This window comes from Puia sp. (genome assembly GCF_036500295.1).
Lineage (GTDB): Bacteria > Bacteroidota > Bacteroidia > Chitinophagales > Chitinophagaceae > Puia.
This window is the reverse complement of sequence record NZ_DASYCH010000117.1, coordinates 123,100-143,038: the sequence shown is the minus strand read 5'-3', so window position 1 is coordinate 143,038 and position 19,939 is coordinate 123,100. Positions and strand designations below refer to the sequence as shown.

Genomic DNA, 19,939 nt, shown 5'->3' with positions numbered 1-19,939 from the left:
TTTTGGCCGTGGGCCGCACCCGTGAAATCACCTTTTTTCGGGCGATTTTGACATGACTGCACTATAAATGCGCATGGCTTTTATAAGTTTACACTTAAGTGGTTGTAATTCAAACTACTACACCAAGATTTGTCCCTTTTTTGACCCCGTTTGGTCCGTTTCCCCGCCTTTCTGCATGTAAAAACCAAACAGACCTCATGCCTTCCCTATTATGCCTTATCCTGCCTATTTTGGCTGTCAGCTCCGCGGACACCATCGTCGCGGACAGTAAGCCGGAATGGGACACCCTTGTTGCACAGGTGTGCCAGAGGATCGTAGACCAGAACGAAGAATTGAAACATTTCTCAACGTTCACCCAACCTGACCCGAGAAGGAAATTCCTGGAGGAATCCAACAAGCGGCTGAACCGGGCGGTATGCCGGATGGTCCGCATCGGGAACGATCCCGATCAGCAATATGCATTGACGCACAGTCCCGACTCTGGAAAATTCACTTATACCTACTGCCGTCCGGGCAGAACAAGGAAGGAAAGTATCATCGTGTTCCAGATCATCGCCGGACAGGCAGGCAGCCTCATTCATGAAACGACCCATGGAGCGCAATTTCAGCATGGAAGCATTGCGTACGACTTCAAGGACAGTATGCAGTCTTATGGCGACGACTGCGGGGACGAGATCGAAGCCTTTAAACAACAATTTGCCTTTGCTCCAAGATCTATGGGCAACTATGATCCCCCAAACTTCGATTCTATCAACGAAGGCTGGCTGAGAGAGATCAGGAACGAAAAGGACCAACAGGTATACAGCCTAATGTCTCATCCCGGAGAAGAGATTGACGTGGACTCCGATACCAATTCGCTGATAAGAGTATACCCAAGCCGGAAATGGCAAAGGCAAAAGAGATATCGCCATCCGCTGTGGGACGACGAAAATTATCTGTTCAGGAAAACCTCCATCGACGATTGTTCACTGGAGCAGATGTCCGGCAAAGCGGATGTTGCTCCCCAGCCACGCCATCATCCCGACGCCGATCTCGATGGCCGACTCGTCGATATTGAACGTCGGCGTGTGGACGCCGGAGGTGATGCCGCGCTCGACATTCATGACGCCCAGGCGGTAGAAGCATCCGGGGATCTGCTGGGTATAGTAGCCGAAATCTTCGGCACCCATGCGGATCTCGGTCTCGAGCACGCGGTCCGAACCCAGGAACTCCCGGGCTTCTGCACGCGCGACCTGGTCGAGGGACTCATTATTATGGACCATGGGATAACCGACGTCGATGTGCAGATCGATCTCCGCGCCCATGCTGTGCACCAGCTCTGTAGCCTGTTTGCGGATGAGTTCGTGGGCTTTGAACCGCCATTCCTCGTCCATGGCGCGGAAGGTGCCCATCAGCTTTACCTCGCTGGGAATAACATTGGTCGTGTGTCCCCCCTGGACGGAGGTGATCGAGAGCACGGATGGGGATAATGGATTGCGGTTGCGGCTGATGATCTGCTGCAACGCGACCACCAGGTGGGAGGCGACGAGGATCGTATCCACCGTCAGATGCGGAGCGGCGGCGTGCCCGCCCTTCCCCCGGATCGTGATATAGAGTTCGTCGGCGCTGGCCATGACCATACCCCCGCGGAAGCTGAGCTTCCCGGTTTCCAGACCGGGGTGGACATGCAGGCCGAAGATGGCCTGGGGAACCGGGTTTTTTAACACCCCTTCCTTTATCATGAGGCTGGCGCCACCGGGATTCTTTTCCTCACCGGGCTGAAAGATCAGTTTCACGGTTCCTTCCCATTCTTCCTTCAGCTGATGCAGCACCCGGGCCGCGCCAAGCAGCACGGTCGTATGTACATCATGCCCGCAGGCGTGCATTATGCCTTCGTTCCTGGACTTATAGGGGATATCGTTGGCTTCCAGGATCGGCAGGGCATCCATATCCGCCCGCAGGGCGACTACGCGGCTGCCGGGGTTCTTTCCCTCCAGAAGGCCCACGACACCCGTGCCGGCCATCACCCGGAAGGGAATGCCTATTTTTTGGAGTTGTTCCTGTACGAAAGCCGAGGTCTGAAATTCCTGGTAGGAGAGCTCGGGGTGCGCATGAAGATGATGGCGGATGGCTATCAGGTCCGGGGCATATTTTTTGGCCAGCTGCCGGATATTTTCTTTTAACATAGATTGGATTTGATCATCATACGGTCATGGGTTGGTATTGTCGCCCTTCGAAACATCGCTGAGCTTTATCTCGATGACATCTCTGATCACATAAAGCCCGGATGGGAATAGCCGCGACAGCTGTTGCAGCGCCTGCTCCGCTTCTTCCTGGGTCTTGAAATTGCCGACCTTGAGCTTGTAGTTTGGAGCCTGATACAAGAGGTAAGGCTTCATATCGGGATACTCCTCATAGATCTTCACTTTCGCTGCGTATACTTTATTGCGATCGGGGGAATTGATCACCTGTATCCGAAACCCCGGGACATTCCGCCGCGCATCCCTGGTCGTCAGCTCGTTGATCTCTATCTGCTTTTGCACCAGGGCATCCACCCTTGGGTCCTTGTTCACGACCACGCCGGAGGTGTCGGTCTGAGCCAACCCCTGACGGCCGATCAGCAAAAGCGCGATGAACATTATCTTATGCATAATACTTTATTTTTAATAACCTCCGGCGGCCGGCTGCGCCGTTACGATCTCAACGCTTGCACTGCATCCGAGCCGGTCCGCTCCTGCATCGATCAATTGCTGTGCCAATGCTGCGGTCCGGATCCCGCCCGAAGCCTTGATCCTGATCCCGGCCGGCAGATGCGCCCGCATGAGCCGCACCGCGTGCTCCGTTGCACCCGCCCCTTTTTCCGCATATCCCGTAGACGTTTTGAGGAAGTCCACCCCCACCCCGCTATATACCTGACAGCAGCGGATGATCTCCTCATCCGTCAACACCCCGCTTTCGATGATCACTTTGACGATCTTCCCGGCGCGGTGGATCTTTTCCGTCAAAAGCCGCATCTCGTCTGTCAATAACGTCCAATCCCCTGCTTTTAGCGCGATGAGATCGATCACCACGTCCAGTTCATCGGCGCCATCCGCAAGAGCCTGCTCCACTTCCGCCAGCTTGGCCGCGGCGACGGAATAACCAAAAGGAAATCCGATGACCGTCGCCACCTTTACTCCTCCGCGGCCGCCAAGCTCCTGCCGGGCAATGGCCACAAAAGGAGGCGGTACACAAACAGCCGCAAATCCATACTCGATCGCCTCGCCACATATTTTACTAATCTCTATATGAGAGGTAGTAGGCTTCAAAATGGTATGGTCAATATAACGTGCCAGCATACTCACCGACTTTTTAGTGATGTTTTACCGCTAGTAAAATATTCAAACCCTAAAATTAGTCCATTTAAGTAAATTAGGGACCATTTTTCATTTGACTAAAACCACTACTAACATGAGAAGCTCCCGACATCGTCCGAGAGGGAAGATAGTCACTCTCTCGTCTGCACTGTTGTTCTTCACGCTTTTTTCGTCCGCACAAACCACATTTCCTGTCAACGGCGTCGCCGATCAACGCGAGCGCTGCTATGCTTTTACGCATGCAACCCTGGTAAAAGACGGCGCAAGCACCCTCAACGATGCCACCCTGGTCATCCGCGACGGGCTGATCGTCAGCGCCGGCCCGGGTGCCGTTATTCCCAAGGACGCCGTTGTCATCGACTGTGGCGGGAAATATATCTATCCTTCCTTTATCGACCTGTATTCCGACTATGGCATTCCCACAGCGGAAGGGCAGGGCGGCGGCCGTGGCCGTGGCGCGGGCTCCCCGGCGGATTTCTTCCGTCAGCCTGCGCAGATCGAATCAGCGACCAAGGGCGCCTACAACTGGAATCAGGCTGTTCATCCCGAAACGGATGCCTCCCGGCTTTTCAACGTCGATGACGCAAAGGCGAAACCGCTGCGGGACCTGGGCTTCGGCACCGTTCTGTCCCATCTGAAGGACGGCATCGTGCGCGGGACCGGCGTCGTGGTCACCCTGGCCAACGAAAACGAAAACCTCGTTATCGTCAAGCAAAGGGCTTCCGCCAATTATTCCCTTAGCAAGGGGACCTCTACCCAGAGCTATCCCTCTTCCCTGATGGGATCCATCGCGCTGCTGCGTCAGACCTATATCGACGCCGCCTGGTACAAGAGCCAGCCCATTCATGAGGGGACCAACCTCAGTCTCCAGGCCTGGAATGATGAACAGAGTCTGCCCCAGATCTTTGACGGTAACGACAAATGGGGCGATCTCCACGGTGACAGGGTGGGGGATGAGTTCGGCGTTCAATATATCATCAAGGCCGGGGAGAACGAATATCAACGGATAAAGGAAATCGCCGCTACAAAGGCCTCCTATATCGTTCCCGTCAACTATCCCCAGGCCATGGATGTCGAGGACCCGGACAAAGCGCGTTTTGTTTCCCTCGCGGACATGAAACATTGGGAACTGGCGCCCACCAACCCGGGAGCCTTTGAAAAAGCCGGCATCCCCTTCTGTCTGACGACAGCCGATCTCCGGGATATGAAACAGTTCTATGGCAATCTCCGGAAAGCCTTCGAATTTGGCCTCACGGAAGCAACGGCCCTCGAGGCGTTGACAAAGACGCCGGCCACGCTTATCGGCATCTATGATAAGGTGGGATCGCTGGACGCCGGCAAGCTGGCGAACTTCATCATCACCACCGGGCCGGTCTTCAATGAAAAGACCAGCATCGTGGAGAACTGGATCCAGGGCAGGAAATACGGTGTAAAGGAAGACGCCTGGAAGGAGTCCAAAGGACAATATAATGTGGTCATCACATCGACCGGCGGCGCCTCGACCACCCTCGTCCTGGATATCAAGACGGCGACAACGGCCAGCATCATCGGCAGGGACACGATACCGGCAAAGTTCAGTTATGACGGCAAGCTGGTCTCGCTGAGTTTTCCTGCACCGCCCGAAGGCGGGGCAGCAGGAGCCCGCGGCGGTTTCCGTGGCGGTGCCCCCGGCGGCGGCGGTGGCCGTGGCGGCCGGCCAACGAATGCGACCCGGCTCAGCGGCGTCGTCAACGGTGACACCTGGAATGGTAACGGCACGGACTCTGCCGGAAACCTCGTCATCTGGTCCGCGACCTTTGCAAAGGCGAATCCGGCGGCAGCGGACAGCGCTCCCCGCCGGCGTCCCACGCGTATCGGCAAGGTGCAATATCCTTTCGACGGCTATGGCTGGGATAGCCTGCCCACCCAACACGACCTGCTCATCCGGAATGCCACGGTCTGGACAAACGAAAAAGAAGGCCGGCTGGCCAACACCGACGTGCTGGTAAAAGCGGGTAAGATCGCGAAGATCGGCAAGAACCTCGACGCCGGCGGAGCCCTGGTGATCGACGGTACGGGTAAATATCTCGCACCCGGCATCATCGATGAACACTCGCATATCGCCGCCTTCTCGATCAACGAGGGCGCACAGTCCGTCACTTCCGAGGTTCGCATCGCCGATAACCTCAATCCCGAAGACATCAGCATCTACCGGCAACTGGCCGGTGGGGTCACCAGCAGTCATATCCTCCATGGCAGCGCCAACACCATCGGCGGCCAGACCCAGTTGATCAAGCTGCGTTGGGGTCTGGATGATGAAGGTCTGAAGTTCAGGAACTGGGATCCCTTTATCAAATTCGCGCTGGGAGAGAATGTAAAGCGCACGACTTCCACCAACAACAACCGCTTCCCCGACACCCGGATGGGTGTTGAAGAAGTGCTGATGGACGCCTTTACCCGTGCCCGTGATTACGAGAAAGCCCGCAAGGCTGCACCTAACGTCACCCGCAGGGACCTGGAACTCGATGCGCTGGTGGAGATACTCGAACACAAACGCTTTATCACCTGCCACTCCTACAAACAGAGCGAGATCACCGCGCTTCTCCGCGTATCCGATAAGTTTGGTTTCAAGGTCAACACGTTCACCCATATCCTCGAAGGCTATAAGGTTGCCGACAAGATGAAGGAAGAGGGCTGCAGCGCCTCCACCTTCTCCGACTGGTGGGCCTATAAGATGGAAGTCGAGGACGCCATCGCCTACAACGCCGCGATCATGACCAAGGAGGGGCTGAACGTCTGCATCAACTCCGACGACGCCGAACAGGCCCGCCGCCTCAACCAGGAAGCCGCCAAGAGCGTGAAATATGGCGGACTGACCGAAGACGAAGCCTTTAAGATGGTCACCCTCAACCCTGCCAGGGCGCTGCATGTGGCCGATCGCGTCGGCAGCATCAAGGAAGGAAAGGATGCCGACATCGTGCTTTGGAGCGACAATCCCCTGAGCATCTATGCAAGGGCGGAAAAGACCATCGTCGACGGCGTGGTCTATTATGATATCGACCATGACGTCCAGCTGCGGAAGAACATCTCGGCCGAACGCAACCGGCTTATCCAGAAAATGGTGGCCGAGAAACGTACGGGCGCGCCCATGGCCCCTGCCACTCCCAGCTATCATATCGAGCTCAGCTGCGGCGACCACGATCATCATGACGGTCTGCTTACGATCGATCAGGGCGATGACGACATTGAAATTGCAAACACCAACAAGTAATGAACATGAACAAAATATTCAAGTCCTTCCGTCTGCTCCCGGTATTGCTGCTTGGTATTACAGCGGCACAAGCCCAGGACGACGTTCTTCCCACACCTCCCAATAAAGGGAAAATGTATATCACCGGCGGCACTATCCACGTCGGCAATGGCCAGGTGATCGAGAACGGCACCATCGAGGTCGACAACGGCAAGATCGTCCGGGTCGGCACCGACGTCACCGCCTCCGCCGGAGCCAAGGTGATCGACGCCAAAGGAAAGCAGATCTATCCGGGATTGATCCTTTCGGTGACCGACCTGGGTCTGAAAGAGATCGGCAGCGGTGTCCGCGGTTCGAACGACTTCCAGGAGCTTGGCGATCTCAATCCCAGCATCCGCTCCATCGTAGCTTATAACACGGACTCCAAGATCATCGGGACGCTTCGGGCCAACGGTATTCTGCTGGCCGGCACGACCCCGGAAGGCGGCACCATCAGCGGCTCATCGACCATCGTCCAGCTCGACGCATGGAATTGGGAAGACGCCGCCTACAAAATGGACAACGCCATTCACGTCAACATGCCCAGCTTCCTCGCCCGCCCCAGGCGTTTTGGCGGTGGTGGCGGCGGTCGTTTCGGCGGACAGGCCCCACCCGATCCGACAAAAGAGGCCCTGGCCAAGATCGAAGAGATAAAAACCTTCTTCCGCGAAGCAAAGGCTTACAATGCCGAGACCACGCACAAGGAGGTAAACCTCAAATTCGAGGCGGTGAAAGGACTCTTCACCAAGCAACAGAAACTGTTTGTCCATGGCGACCAGGTGAAACAAATGCTCATCGCGATCGACTTTGCCAAGGAATTCGGTTTTGATGTGACGATCGTCGGCGGCAGCGAAAGCTGGCTTATCGCCAATCTCCTGAAGCAGAACAACATTTCTGTCATATTGCAACAGCTGCATGCCCTCCCCACCACCGAGGACGATGATGTCGACCAGCCTTTCAAGACGCCGGAGGTCCTGCAAAAGGCCGGGGTCCTGTTTGCGTTGAATGATAATCATGAAGAGAGCCGGTATCGCAACCTTAGTTTCAATGCCGGAACAGCCGTCGCCTATGGGCTTACAAAAGAGCAGGCGCTGGAGGCCATCACCCTTAATGCCGCCAAGATCTGCGGCATCGATGACCGTACAGGTTCGCTCGAAGCCGGCAAGGACGCCAACATCGTCATCAGTGGCGGGGATATCCTCGACATGCGTACCAGCCTTATCGAACACTGCTTTATCCAGGGCCGCGAGGTCAGCCTGGAGAACAAGCAGACGCAGTTGTACCACCGGTATATGACGAAGTACAATCTTAAATAAGACAACAATAGCTTAAAAAGCCCCGCTTCAGCGGGGTTTTTTTTATGGCTAATTTTGTCGCATGAAGCTCCTCCTCCCCGCACTTCTTTTTTCGATCGGCGTCTTCGCCCAGCGAACCCAACTCCCCAATGGCTGGTTTCTCACACCCGCCGGTCAATCGGTTCCCCTGAGCGCCGATCTCCCGTTGAATATCGCCCTTGCTTCCGACGGCAACCATGCGGCCGTAACCAACAATGGCAACGGACGCGAATGTATCGATCTCATCGACCTGACCCGTCAACGTGTCGTTGCGACGGTTACGACCCGGCGCTCCTGGCTGGGCCTCCAATTTGCACAAAAGGCACCGCTCCTCTATGTGTCCGGGGGTAACGACAACTGTATCCTTCGCTTTCGGCTTACCGGCGACACGCTCATTGCCAAAGACAGTTTCCGTCTGGGCCGTCCCTGGCCCGCCGCCAATATCAGTCCGACCGGCCTTGCCCTTGACGAGGCTCACCAACGGCTGTTTGTAGTGACAAAAGAAGATGAAGCGCTATATGTCTTCGATACCCGGACGACGGCCCTTCTTTCCCGGCTTCCCCTCCATAGCGAAGCCTATACCTGTGTTTTCAACTCCAATGCCGGCGAACTGTATATTTCCGCCTGGGGCGGCCGAAAGGTCTGGATCTATGATCCGGTCAGAAAGGTGCTTGCCGACTCCATCGGAACCGAAGATCATCCAACGGACATGGCCCTGGATAAAAAGGGAAAGCGGCTTTTTGTCGCTAACGCCAGTTCCAATTCCGTGTCGGCGATCGACCTTGCTTCGCGAAAGGTCACCGAGATCCTCCATACCGCGCTATCGCCGGATGCGCCTATCGGCTCGACACCCAATAGCCTCGCGCTATCCTCCGATGAGAGTACTCTGTATATTGCCAATGCCGACAACAACTGTCTTGCCGTATATGATGTCTCGGATGCGGGTCATAGCCGTTCGCTGGGTTTTATTCCCGTCGGCTGGTATCCCACCTGCGTCCGGATCGCCGGCAATAATATCCTGGTTGCCAACGGCAAGGGCCTCAGCTCGATGCCCAACCCGGATGCGGAAGGTCCCATGGGTCACCCTGCAACCTACAAGAGCACGGGCTCAAGACCCGCCGACCAGTATATCGGCAGCATGTTGAAGGGCAATCTCTCCATTATCCCGATCCCTTCGCCCGAAGCCCGGGCTGCCTATTCCGGCCAGGTATATGCGAACACCCCGTATTCTCCCGCCAAAGAGCAGCTGGCGCCGGGTGAGGCCGGTAACCCGGTTCCCCGCCGGCGGGGCGATCCGACGCCGATAAAATATGTCTTCTATGTACTGAAAGAAAACCGCACCTATGATCAGGTGCTGGGGGATGTCCCGGCCGGCAACGGCGACAGCAGTCTCTGCCTGTTCGGTCAACTTATCACCCCCAATGAGCATGCCATCGCCGGTGAATTCGTCCTGCTGGACAATTTCTATGTCGATGCGGAGGTGAGCGCCGATGGACACAACTGGTCGATGGCGGCGTATGCGACGGATTTCGTCGAGAAGAACTGGCCCTACAACTATAGCGGCAGGGGAGGGAAATATGATTTTGACGGAAGCCGGGCGGTTGCCAATCCGACAAAAGGGTTCATCTGGGATTACTGTCATCGCGCCGGGGTATCCTTCCGCAACTATGGCGAATTCGAAGACAACGGCCCACCGACGCTTGAATTGCTGAAGCAAAAGGAACACTACTGCAAGCCTTACCCGGGCTGGGACCTCAACATCCAGGACATCTACAGGGAATCGGTCTTCGAGCGGGATTTCGATTCGCTGGTTCAGGCGGGCTCGGTTCCCCGGTTTAGCACGATCTATCTTCCTAACGACCATACCAGCGGGCTTCAAAAGGGCGCCTATACGCCGATCGCCCAGGTTGCGGATAACGATCTGGCGCTCGGCCGGCTTGTCGATCATCTCTCCCATAGCCCCATCTGGAATGAATCCGCCATCTTCGTTCTGGAAGATGATGCCCAGGACGGTCCGGACCATGTCGATGCTCACCGTTCGCCTGCCTTTGTCATCAGTCCCTATATCCGGCGGCACACGGTCGATCACACCCTGTACTCCACTTCGTCTATTCTGCGGACGATGGAACTGATACTCGGCCTCCCGCCGATGAGCCAGTATGATGCCGCGGCCACCCCCCTGTTCGGGTCTTTCACCGCCACTCCCGATACAACCGCCTTCAGCGCAAGGCCGGCCGGAGTGGACCTCAACACCCGCAACACTGCTACCACGCCGTCGGCGCGGCTTTCCCGCCATTTCAACCTTTCCCGGCCTGATCTCGTCCCCGACGATCTTCTCAGCCAGGTCGTCTGGAAAGCCGTGAAAGGAGAATCCAGCCCGGTGCCGAAGCCAAGGCGAAGTGCGTTTGTCTGTGCGGCGCCGGAAAAGGAAAAGGACTGAAGAGGCTGTTAAAAGAGAAGGCCCCGGGTGACCGGGGCCTTCGAAAGAAGTAGTTACTGTTTTGGATCCAATGCCTGGCGTATCCGCTCCAGCACATCCTGGAGGTGATTCTTACTCGCCTTATCCGTCTCCCGCGGGATAGCCCCCGAGATCTCACTCCTCAGGGCGACCAGCTGGGCCCTTGCGGCGGAAGGAACATCCGTATTTCGGATATCCCCGGTAAAGACGTTAAACCCGCGGGGCAGGCCGCCCGGTATTGCCGGGGTCATCGGCGCCTGGGTACTGATCAGTGCAGTCAGATCAGCGATATATTCTTTCTGCAGCTTCCGGCGATAAGCATCGATCGGTCCGGCGGCTGCCAGTTCCGACCAAACACCTTTTTTCGCATCGCTAAGCAGGTCGTCCACGCTATAGGTAGCGTTGCCATATCTCTCTACGCAGACGGCGAGGCGGAACATCCGGGCCGGCGACAACAGGCTCTTCAGGTTGTTGGCCTGTACCGTGGAGACCTGGTCTTCCAGGCCGGGATTGCTGAACTTGTTGAGGATATCCTTATTCAACAACCAGGTGGGAGTCGCATACAGGTTCTTGCTGAGAAAATCGACGGCTTCTTTTTGTGTAGCCTTTGGCGTCGCTTCATAAACGTCACCCGACTGCTCGACGCTCTTGAAGGTTTCCTGTACGCCGCCGACATTCTTCACGACATGGCCCATATACCGGCCGAACTGGCCCACCAGCTGCTGATACATCTCTTCGAGGTTGTCATAACGGTCCGCTTCTTCCTTGCACCATTCGGGCAGGTTGGGGAGGATACGCTTCAGGTTTTTGATCCCGTATTCGCTCGCCTTCATCGCGTTGTCGCTAAGGTCTTCCGTCTGGGCGCGCGGGTCGAAGTTCTGACCTTCACCGCCGAACCAGAGCCGGGGATTCTTCAGGCTGTCGACGGCCCATTTGTTGAGGATCTTCTTGTCTTCCTCTTCATCCTTTGTGTCCGGGATGCCTTTATAGCCCCAGAGGATCGCCCATTTATCGTAGTCGTTGATCCGGGGATACAATCCTCTGGAAGTGATATTATCTTCCGGTTGCGCTACGTAGTTGAAGCGTGCATAGTCCATTATGGATGCGGTGTGTCCGTTGGCTTCGACCCAGGCTTTGTCCCGGAGCTTTTCCACCGGGGTCTTGCTGCTGCTGCCCATGTTGTGCCGCAACCCGAGTGTGTGTCCCACCTCGTGGGAAGAGACAAAGCGGATCAGGTCACCCATCAGCGCATCGTCGAATTTCATCTTCCGGGCGCGGGTGTCCACTGCCGCGGTCTGGATCATATACCAGTCATGCACCAGCTTCATTACGTTGTGGTACCAGCCGATATGACTTTCCAGGATCTCGCCGCTGCGCGGATCGGCTACATTGGGGCCGTAGGCGTTCTCGATATCGCTGGCAAAATACCGGATCACCGAGAACCGGGCATCTTCGAGGGACATCGTGCGGTCATGTTCCGGCCACTCTTTACCGACGATGGCATTCTTGAACCCCGCTTTTTCGAATGCCACCTGCCAGTCATTGATCCCGGCGATCAGGTAGGGCCGCCATTTCTTTGGGGTAGCCGGATCGATATAGTATACGATCTGTTTTTTGGGTTCCACCAATTCGCCGCGTTTCCATTTCTCGATGTCCTCGTCTTTTGGTTCGAGTCGCCAGCGATGGATAAATTCCGTTTCTTCCACCCGCTGTTGGTCATCGCCATAGGTGGTGTAGTGACTGGCGAAGAAGCCGACCCGGGGATCGAAGAGCCTCCGGCGCATCGGAGTCTTTGGCAACAGGTAGAAAGAGTTGTTCAATTCCACCGTTACGGCGCCCGAAACATCGGCTGCATTCAGCGAGCCCTGGGGTGCGCGGCCGCCCTGGGCCGGAGCCGCAGGGGTGGCAGAGGCGGAATAGGTTTTTATCGTTCGGATCTCTGTGTTGATCGGATAGGTGCGGATGCTTTCGATATAGCTTCTGCCCGCATCGATCGCCGCCAGATTGAACCGCCGCTTGATCGCCGGAGTGAGGGTTACCGGTTGGTTATCCCCTTTGAAGAAATCTGTCACGTCGATGACGGTTGTGCTGGAGGAAGAGTCTGCACTCTTGCCATAGGCCTTGATGTCGAAACCGGCGGCGATAGGGTTCATATTCGAGTTGGTCACCGCCTGCGCGATCGGCTGTGTGCTGTCGGCTGCAACGCTGACGATCGTCAGCACTTTCATGAACAGCATATGCGATGGCCCTTTCTCCCAACGGATGGTTTGCAGATTTACCTGTTCCCCGCCGTAGTTGCCGCCCGAGGCTGTTTTGCCATAGCGGGTGCTGACCAGGATGTCCCGGCCGAGGATGGAGTCGGGTATCTCGAAATACCATTTGTCTTCCACCCGGTGAACCGTGAAAAGTCCGGGGTGGCTGATGGCCTTATCCGTGATGACTTCCTTATAAGGTTTGGGTGGTTCCTGTCTTCCGGCTGCAGGCCGTTGACCTGGGGTGGCCGGTGTTTGATTGGGATTACCCGGCCGTTGTTGGGCAACCGCCGCCGTGGAGATAGCGGCGGTCAACAGCAGACCGCTGAAAAATTTTCTCATAATGTAAGCTCAGTTTTTAAGCCGATGAAATTAAGCAAAACAATCCTTTTCACCGGCCCGCTCATCCCTTCATCCTTACCGGTTCAACTCATTAATCACCGCCTGCCAGTTCGGATAGGGGTGTCCATCGGCTTTCAGCTTACGGGCAAGCGGCAGCAAGGACGGATCGAAATATGCGGCCAGCACCAGGGTGGCGATGCCGTTCTTTGGGTCGAAGAGAGTTCCTGCTTTGTATCCTGCTTCACCATTCTTCGCTCTGCGGCGATCGAACTCGACGGTGCTGTTTACAAACTCGGCGTGGGTCTGCCGCCCGTCCAGATAGGGCAGTAGCCAGGTTACCGACCGGGCTAGAGAGGCTCCGGATGGGGCTTTATAATGATAGTAATCCGACCCCGTGGCGCGTTTCAGGACGATGGCCAGTTTTAACATGGGCTCGAGGTCATAGACATGATAGTGCAGGGCATCCCGTGAGGCAAAATCCTCACTGGTGCCGTCGGCGTTCAGGTTTCGGCCGATCTGTTCTTTAAGGCCCTCGATGGCATAGGCCTGCAGTTTTTTGTCGGCGATGGCAAATCCTATCTCGCCGATGATCTTCAGCCGGTGGGAATGCCAGTTGTTATGGGCGGTGGCGCGACCGGGCCGGTTATAACCGGAATTGATCTCCGCTTCTGCGGTCTGGCGGAGCCAGCGGTCGATCCTTGTGATCTCACCCGTGACCAGCCATTCCTTTATGTTGTCGTAGGCTTCGATGGCCGGATCGAGATTGGTATCGTCGATCGGGTCTCCCCGCGAGTGGTTGCTGTCTGCCCATGCGATAAGATAAACGGTTGCCTTATCCAGGTAGCTCGTGCGCCCCGTCATCCGCCACGCCATCGCCAGTGCATACATCTTATGCATGTCTTTCAGCGCTTCCCAGGTGGCCGTCTTCCGGGGATCACCCTGCAGCAATCCTTCGGTACGGAGCGTATCTATCGGCTGGGGATCATCGGCAATCGCTGCATCGGCTACCTGCCGGATCGAATCGAAGAGGGTCTTCACTTCGGCATCCTTCTTCACCAAATTCCGCAGCCGGTCGGCCTGTTTCCGGCCAAGCGAAACATATTGTGCATTCGCTCCGGCGAAGGTCAGACAAAGGGAAAAGAACAGCATCCATCTCATCTTTCAAAAATAAAGAACCCGGTCCATCGGACCGGGTTCGTATGCCATTAAATTTCATTTAAACTGCATCCTTGCCGTGGCAGTTCTTGTACTTCTTCCCGCTGCCGCAGGGACAAGGGTCGTTGCGCCCGATCTTGGGTCCGACCTTCACCGGTTCCTGTTTGACCTGTTCGCCCGGTTCGTAATAGTCCTTGCCGCCTTCCTGGGGGGCACCATTCTGCGGTCCTGCCCCGGCTGCCACCATCTCGTCCTTGCGCACTTTTAGCCGGCTCATATCGGTCTTCTGCTCGCGACCCTCGCGGATAGGCGGCGGTTGCTGCCCGGCCTGCTGGATACCGGAGTGGCAAAGGAAGCTGATGATCTCCCTGTTTACGTCACTGTCCATATTCCGAAACAGCTCGAATGCTTCCACTTTATAAATTACAAGCGGGTCTTTCTGTTCGAGATAGGCGGTCTGAACACTTTGTTTCAGGTCGTCCATCGCGCGCAGATGTTCTTTCCAGGTATCATCGATGATCGACAGGGTTATCTGCCGCTCTACTGCATTCGTCAGTTCGCGTCCCTGGGTGTCCAGCGTCTTCTGCAGGTTGGCCAGTACATTGACCCGCTTTTTGCCGTCGGTAAAGGGTACGACCACATTCTCGACATGGCTGTCACGGGTGGCGCGGATACCCGCGAAAGCCGGAACCGCCTGTCTGCGGATCTCCTCCAGCTTATGTTCATAGCTCTGTGTGGATTCCTGGTACAATTTCTCCGACACCTGGGTGACATCCCCTTTGAGAAACTCGTCTTCACCGATCTGTGTTTCGACCCCGAAGTTGACGATCGTGGCCAGCCGGAATCCTTCATAGTCATCCTGTTCCCGGAATGAGTTGATCAACCCTTCGGCGACGATATAGAAGGCATTGTCCAGGTCAAGCGCCAGGCGGTCGCCAAACAATGCGTGACTGCGCTTCTTATAGACGACGTTTCGTTGCTTGTTCATTACGTCATCGTACTCCAGCAGCCGTTTACGGATGCCGAAGTTATTCTCTTCGACTTTTTTCTGGGCGCGTTCGATGCTCTTCGTCACCATGCTGTGCTGGATCACTTCCCCTTCCTTGTAGCCCATTTTATCCATCAGCGAAGCGATCCGGTCGCTGCCGAACTGCCGCATCAGATCATCTTCCAGCGATACATAGAACTGCGAGGTTCCGGGGTCCCCCTGACGGGCGCTACGGCCTCTCAGCTGTCTGTCGACCCGGCGGCTTTCATGCCGTTCGGTACCGATGATCGCCAGCCCGCCGGCTTCTTTCACTCCGGGTCCGAGCTTGATGTCGGTACCGCGGCCGGCCATGTTGGTGGCGATCGTCACGGCGCCCGCAAGCCCGGCTTCCGCCACCACCTGTGCTTCCCGCGCGTGCTGTTTTGCGTTGAGGACGTTATGCGGGATCTTCTTTACATGCAGCATCTTGCTCAGCAGTTCGCTCACTTCTACGTTCGTGGTGCCCACCAGCGAAGGCCGGCCCTGTATCCGCAGCTTTTCGATCTCTTCGATCACTGCCTTGTATTTTTCCCGCTTGGTCTTGAAGACGAGGTCCTGCTGATCCTTACGGATGGCCGGGACATTGGTGGGGATCGTAACGACATCCAGCTTATAGATGTCCCAGAACTCCGCCGCTTCCGTTTCTGCCGTACCGGTCATCCCGGCCAGCTTATGATACATCCTGAAATAGTTTTGTAACGTGACGGTGGCATAGGTCTGGGTCGCCGCCTCGATCTTCACGTTCTCCTTTGCTTCGATAGCCTGATGCAAGCCGTCGCTATACCGGCGGCCGTCCAGGATACGGCCCGTCTGTTCATCGACGATCTTTACCTGGCCTTCCATTACGACGTACTCCACGTCCTTGTCAAAAAGGGTATAGGCTTTCAACAGCTGTTGTACGGTATGGATGCGATCCGCTTTAACGGAATATTCGTTCAGCAAGGCTTCCTTGCGTTGCAGCTTTTCTTCGTTACCCAGGTCGTCCTTCTCGATCTCGGCCAGTTTGACGCCGATATCCGGCAGGATAAAGAACTCGGGGTCTTCACCCTCCCCGGTGATCATCTGGATGCCTTTATCGGTCAGGTCGACCTGGTTCTGCTTCTCGTCTATATTAAAGTAGAGCTCGGCGTCCACCGTCGGCATCTGTTTCTGCTGATCGGAGAGATAGTAGTTCTCCGATTTCTGGAGTCTTACCTTGACCCCGGGTTCGCTGAGGAACTTGATCAGGGCGCCCGATTTTGGCAGACCGCGGTAAGCGCGCATCAGCGCGAGCCCGCCGTCCTTGGGATCGTCGTTCCCTTCGCTGAGCTTCTTCCTGGCTTCGATGAGAAACTGGTTGACCACCCGGCGTTGCACTTCGAACAATTTCTCTACCCGGGCTTTCAAAATATGGTATTGCTGGTCTTCGCCCCTCGGCACCGGGCCGGAGATGATCAGCGGGGTACGCGCATCGTCGATCAACACGCTGTCCACCTCATCGACCATTGCATAGTGGTGCTTGCGCTGCACCATCTCTTCCGGCGAATGGACCATGTTGTCGCGCAGATAGTCAAAACCGAATTCGTTGTTCGTGCCGTAGGTGATATCGGCCATATAGGCCTTGCGGCGGGCCTCGCTGTTGGGCTCGTGCTTGTCGATACAATCCACCGAGATGCCCAGCCATTCGAAGATGGGGCCGTTCCATTCGGAGTCACGTTTGGCCAGGTAATCGTTCACCGTGACGATATGAACTCCTTCACCGGCCAGCGCGTTGAGATAGGCGGGGAGGGTCGATACCAGGGTCTTACCTTCACCCGTGGCCATTTCCGAGATCTTACCCTGGTGAAGCACCGTGCCACCGATGAGCTGGACATCGTAGTGAACCATGTTCCAGGTGGTCGGCGTACCCGCAGCCATCCAGGAATTGTTATAGATGGATTGATGACCGTCTATGCGGATATGTTCCTTTTTTATGCTCAGGTTGCGATCCATCTCCGTGGCCGTCGATGCCATCTCCGGGTTTTCTTTGAACCGGCGGGAGGTCTCCTTTACCACGGCAAAAGCCTCCGGTAACAGCGCTTCGAGCACTTCTTCGATCTGCTCGTCCCGCTCCTTTTTCAGTTCGTCGATCTTCTGATAGATCGTGTCTTTTCCGTTGATATCGCTGAAAGGCAACTCTTCGCCCTGTTTGTTCAGATCGGTTATCTGGGTGTCGATCTTGCTCAGATGCTCCCTGATCCGGGTCCTGAACTCGATCGTTTTTCCTCTCAGCTGGTCATTGCTGAGGGGCTGCAGGGCCGCAAAATGCTGGTTTATCTGCTCCACCATGGGTTGGATGAGCTTTACGTCCTTTTCCGACTTGTTCCCGCCGAATATCCTGGATAGAATACCTAACATAATTCCTTAAGTATTAATGATTTTATGGGTTTTTCGAGTCCCTGCCGCATTGTCCGGGCGCCAGGGGCCGCAGTTAAAGGTCAAATTTGATGCTACCCTTTACCGGAAAGTCAAATTGACAGGGAAGCAAATGTACAAAAAAGCGGCCATCCGCCCCCCTTTTGGAGGGGCATTTCCTCCCCCGCACCCCTGCTGCGGCTCACCAACGGGAAATATTTTTTTTGCATTGGTAAATATATTAGTATCTTAGTGCTAAATATATTAGCCCATGTCAATCGCAGGACAAAATCTCAAATACCTCCGCAAACTCCGGGGCTGGACCCAGGAAGAGTTTGCAGGAAAACTGGGGATCAAGCGATCCCTGTTGGGAGCTTATGAAGAAGAAAGAGCCGAACCACGGCTGGAAGTGCTCGAGACGGTGTCGGATATGTTCAAGCTTACCCTTGACGAACTGCTCCGCAAGGAGCTTAGTGACGGCAAAGGCGGCAGTTATATCTCCAAACGCCGGGCCCAGAAGCTGATCTCCGCCAGTACCGATATCCAGTTGGTACCTGTAAAAGCGGCGGCGGGTTATCTGGCCGGATATGCCGATCCCGAATTCCTCGACGAGCTCAATACTTTTACGCTCCCCATGCTTGCTCCCGGCAGCTACCGGGCTTTCGAGATCGTAGGGGATTCGATGCTTCCGACCCCAAGCGGTTCGGTCATCGTCGGGGAGAAAGTGGACGACCTGGAAGATATCAAGAGCAACCAGACCTATGTCGTTGTGTCGCGTAACGAAGGGATCGTCTATAAAAGGGTGATGAAAAATAACAAATCCAGGAGTAAGCTCACGCTGATAAGTGACAATACGGCGTATCAGCCCTATAATGTCAATTCTGACGACGTGATCGAGGTCTGGAAGGCCCAGATGATCATCAGCAAGGCCAACACTCAGCAACGGTGGGATGTCAACCAGCTGGCGAACCTGGTTTCCAATCTCCAGGACCAGGTGACCACGTTGAAGAAGAAAATGAATTAAGAATTACTGGATCTGAAAGACGGTTCCGGGCCCCGTCCAGCCAACGCTGCGGGGCCTTTTTGCGGGCGCGGGCGCCGTCTCCCATATCCGGGCACGTTCACCACCCGAGGGGGGAAGGATCGCGAACACATGATCCTGCGGCTCCGGGTCGATGGCAACCGTACCCGTGAAACGGCCAAAGGCCGGTAACACCGCATAGGAGTGTCCAAAATAAAAGCAGGGAAACCGGAGACTCTGTCTGCCCATTCCCGTGATACGGATGCCGGGATGGAGATGTCCCGAGAAATAATAGGTCGCACTTGCGACGGCATCCCCGATATCATGGACAAAGGAGAACGGCCCGAGCGTCAGGATACCCGGATTCACCGTGATGGCGGCTTTCTCATACCAGTCTTTGTGCAGGATATCGTGATTCCCCTCGATCAGCTGTATCCCAAGATGCGGAAAGTCTTCCCGCCACTTCAGAAAAAGCTCCAGCTCCTTGTTCTCCCGGCTATGAAAAAGATCCCCTACGACGAGCAGTTGCCGCGGTTTGAAATATTGGATCTGGCAAAGCAATCGCAACAGGTCTTCCCGGTAAACCGTCTGCGGCACCGCGATCCCAGCTTTGCGGAAATGTCCCGTTTTACCAAAGTGCAGATCGGACAGGATCAGCGATCGCTCCTCCTCCCAATAGATACATCTGTCGGCTGAAAGCCATAGCTGCTGTTCCCTGATACGATATGGATAGGCTGGTTGCATAAACTGATCTCCGGATGCAAGTTAATTGAAATGAGTAAACATATTTGCCTTCCCGCTTGGCGATTCCTGAAAATTGTATTTACTTAGACAGACTAAAAATAACCAACTATGGCCGATCTCAATCGCCCTGCCGAAACCAACTCCTTCATCGACGAGCCCCGGAAAATACCGGAGATGCTCAACGTCCTGACCATCCTCACTTTTGTCGGCAGCGGTCTTTTCACGCTTACCAGCCTCTGGGGCTTCGCGTCGGCTCAAAAAAGCTATGATGCCCTGCTGGACGCCCAGAGCAAACTCGATCAGATGCCCGCATTTGCAAGGAAATTCGCAGGACCGGAAATGCTGGAAGTCGCCCAAAAGTCGGTTGAGAACCGCACTCCCATCCTGCTGATGTCCCTGATCAGCTGTGCACTTTGTATCTATGGCGCCATCCAGATGCGCCAGCTGAAGAAAGCCGGCTTCACCCTCTATACCATTGGCGAACTGCTCCCCATTCCCACGTCCATGTTCTTTATCGGGACCCATTTTTTCAGCGGGATCGTGGCCATGTTAGGTGGTCTGATCTATGTCGTCTTCATCGTCCTTTACGCCACTCAGCTAAAGCATCTGCGCTAGCCGCGCCGCATTGCC

Annotated in this window: 12 protein-coding genes; 5 read left to right on the top strand and 7 right to left on the bottom strand. The window is 55.6% G+C overall.

Features of this window, described 5'->3' with window-relative positions:
* Positions 1 to 965 precede the first annotated feature (965 nt).
* Genes VGM48_RS22065 through deoC form a run of 3 tightly spaced genes read right to left on the bottom strand, consistent with a single transcriptional unit; the run spans position 966 to position 3,317 of the window.
* Positions 966 to 2,165 (bottom strand): M20 family metallopeptidase, encoded by a 1,200-nt coding sequence (locus VGM48_RS22065; RefSeq protein WP_331582614.1) that lies wholly within the window; start codon positions 2,163 to 2,165, stop codon positions 966 to 968.
* Positions 2,166 to 2,189: 24 nt separating this feature from the next.
* A complete protein-coding gene (locus VGM48_RS22060) occupies positions 2,190 to 2,630 on the bottom strand; it encodes an SPOR domain-containing protein (protein ID WP_331582613.1) in 441 nt (146 codons plus the stop codon).
* Between the two features lie 12 nt (positions 2,631 to 2,642).
* Positions 2,643 to 3,317, bottom strand: coding sequence for a deoxyribose-phosphate aldolase (deoC, locus tag VGM48_RS22055; RefSeq protein WP_331582612.1), 675 nt, complete (start codon positions 3,315 to 3,317; stop codon positions 2,643 to 2,645).
* A gap of 112 nt (positions 3,318 to 3,429) precedes the next feature.
* On the opposite strand from deoC, the gene VGM48_RS22050 reads away from it, so the two are divergent.
* From VGM48_RS22050 to VGM48_RS22040, 3 genes are all read left to right on the top strand, one after another.
* Positions 3,430 to 6,585 carry an amidohydrolase family protein gene (locus VGM48_RS22050; protein WP_331582611.1) on the top strand — a complete coding sequence of 1,052 codons (3,156 nt, stop codon included), beginning with the start codon at positions 3,430 to 3,432 and terminating at the stop codon, positions 6,583 to 6,585.
* Between the two features lie 5 nt (positions 6,586 to 6,590).
* Positions 6,591 to 7,919, top strand: a complete 1,329-nt coding sequence (locus tag VGM48_RS22045) for an amidohydrolase family protein (protein WP_331582610.1) — start codon at positions 6,591 to 6,593, stop codon at positions 7,917 to 7,919.
* Between the two features lie 61 nt (positions 7,920 to 7,980).
* Positions 7,981 to 10,377, top strand: a complete 2,397-nt coding sequence (locus VGM48_RS22040; protein ID WP_331582609.1) for a bifunctional YncE family protein/alkaline phosphatase family protein — start codon at positions 7,981 to 7,983, stop codon at positions 10,375 to 10,377.
* 53 nt (positions 10,378 to 10,430) lie between these two features.
* Here the strand turns inward: VGM48_RS22040 and VGM48_RS22035 are convergent, their stop codons facing one another.
* The 3 genes from VGM48_RS22035 to secA all read right to left on the bottom strand — a co-directional run bounded on the left by VGM48_RS22035 (position 10,431) and on the right by secA (position 17,547).
* Positions 10,431 to 12,989 carry a zinc-dependent metalloprotease gene (locus VGM48_RS22035; protein WP_331582608.1) on the bottom strand — a complete coding sequence of 853 codons (2,559 nt, stop codon included), beginning with the start codon at positions 12,987 to 12,989 and terminating at the stop codon, positions 10,431 to 10,433.
* A 75-nt stretch (positions 12,990 to 13,064) separates the two neighbouring features.
* Positions 13,065 to 14,147, bottom strand: coding sequence for an alginate lyase family protein (locus tag VGM48_RS22030; protein ID WP_331582607.1), 1,083 nt, complete (start codon positions 14,145 to 14,147; stop codon positions 13,065 to 13,067).
* A gap of 58 nt (positions 14,148 to 14,205) precedes the next feature.
* Positions 14,206 to 17,547 (bottom strand): preprotein translocase subunit SecA, encoded by a 3,342-nt coding sequence (secA, locus tag VGM48_RS22025; RefSeq protein ID WP_331582606.1) that lies wholly within the window; start codon positions 17,545 to 17,547, stop codon positions 14,206 to 14,208.
* Positions 17,548 to 17,815: 268 nt separating this feature from the next.
* Here secA and VGM48_RS22020 point away from each other — a divergent pair, with 268 nt between their 5' ends.
* Positions 17,816 to 18,568, top strand: a complete 753-nt coding sequence (locus VGM48_RS22020; RefSeq protein WP_331582605.1) for a LexA family transcriptional regulator — start codon at positions 17,816 to 17,818, stop codon at positions 18,566 to 18,568.
* A 3-nt stretch (positions 18,569 to 18,571) separates the two neighbouring features.
* Here the strand turns inward: VGM48_RS22020 and pdeM are convergent, their stop codons facing one another.
* Positions 18,572 to 19,309 (bottom strand): ligase-associated DNA damage response endonuclease PdeM, encoded by a 738-nt coding sequence (gene pdeM / locus VGM48_RS22015; RefSeq protein ID WP_331582604.1) that lies wholly within the window; start codon positions 19,307 to 19,309, stop codon positions 18,572 to 18,574.
* 108 nt (positions 19,310 to 19,417) lie between these two features.
* Here pdeM and VGM48_RS22010 point away from each other — a divergent pair, with 108 nt between their 5' ends.
* Positions 19,418 to 19,924 carry a hypothetical protein gene (locus VGM48_RS22010; protein WP_331582603.1) on the top strand — a complete coding sequence of 169 codons (507 nt, stop codon included), beginning with the start codon at positions 19,418 to 19,420 and terminating at the stop codon, positions 19,922 to 19,924.
* The last annotated feature ends 15 nt before the right edge of the window (positions 19,925 to 19,939 follow it).

Excerpts from the sequence above, each read along its gene's own strand:
- deoC (WP_331582612.1), bottom strand. The coding sequence starts at position 3,317 with ATGCTGGCACGTTATATTGACCATACCATTTTGAAGCCTACTACCTCT.
- VGM48_RS22010 (WP_331582603.1), top strand. The coding sequence starts at position 19,418 with ATGGCCGATCTCAATCGCCCTGCCGAAACCAACTCCTTCATCGACGAG.
- VGM48_RS22045 (WP_331582610.1), top strand. The coding sequence starts at position 6,591 with ATGAACAAAATATTCAAGTCCTTCCGTCTGCTCCCGGTATTGCTGCTT.
- pdeM (WP_331582604.1), bottom strand. The coding sequence starts at position 19,309 with ATGCAACCAGCCTATCCATATCGTATCAGGGAACAGCAGCTATGGCTT.
- secA (WP_331582606.1), bottom strand. The coding sequence starts at position 17,547 with ATGTTAGGTATTCTATCCAGGATATTCGGCGGGAACAAGTCGGAAAAG.
- VGM48_RS22020 (WP_331582605.1), top strand. The coding sequence starts at position 17,816 with ATGTCAATCGCAGGACAAAATCTCAAATACCTCCGCAAACTCCGGGGC.
- VGM48_RS22040 (WP_331582609.1), top strand. The coding sequence starts at position 7,981 with ATGAAGCTCCTCCTCCCCGCACTTCTTTTTTCGATCGGCGTCTTCGCC.
- VGM48_RS22065 (WP_331582614.1), bottom strand. The coding sequence starts at position 2,165 with ATGTTAAAAGAAAATATCCGGCAGCTGGCCAAAAAATATGCCCCGGAC.
- VGM48_RS22035 (WP_331582608.1), bottom strand. The coding sequence starts at position 12,989 with ATGAGAAAATTTTTCAGCGGTCTGCTGTTGACCGCCGCTATCTCCACG.
- VGM48_RS22050 (WP_331582611.1), top strand. The coding sequence starts at position 3,430 with ATGAGAAGCTCCCGACATCGTCCGAGAGGGAAGATAGTCACTCTCTCG.
- VGM48_RS22060 (WP_331582613.1), bottom strand. The coding sequence starts at position 2,630 with ATGCATAAGATAATGTTCATCGCGCTTTTGCTGATCGGCCGTCAGGGG.
- VGM48_RS22030 (WP_331582607.1), bottom strand. The coding sequence starts at position 14,147 with ATGAGATGGATGCTGTTCTTTTCCCTTTGTCTGACCTTCGCCGGAGCG.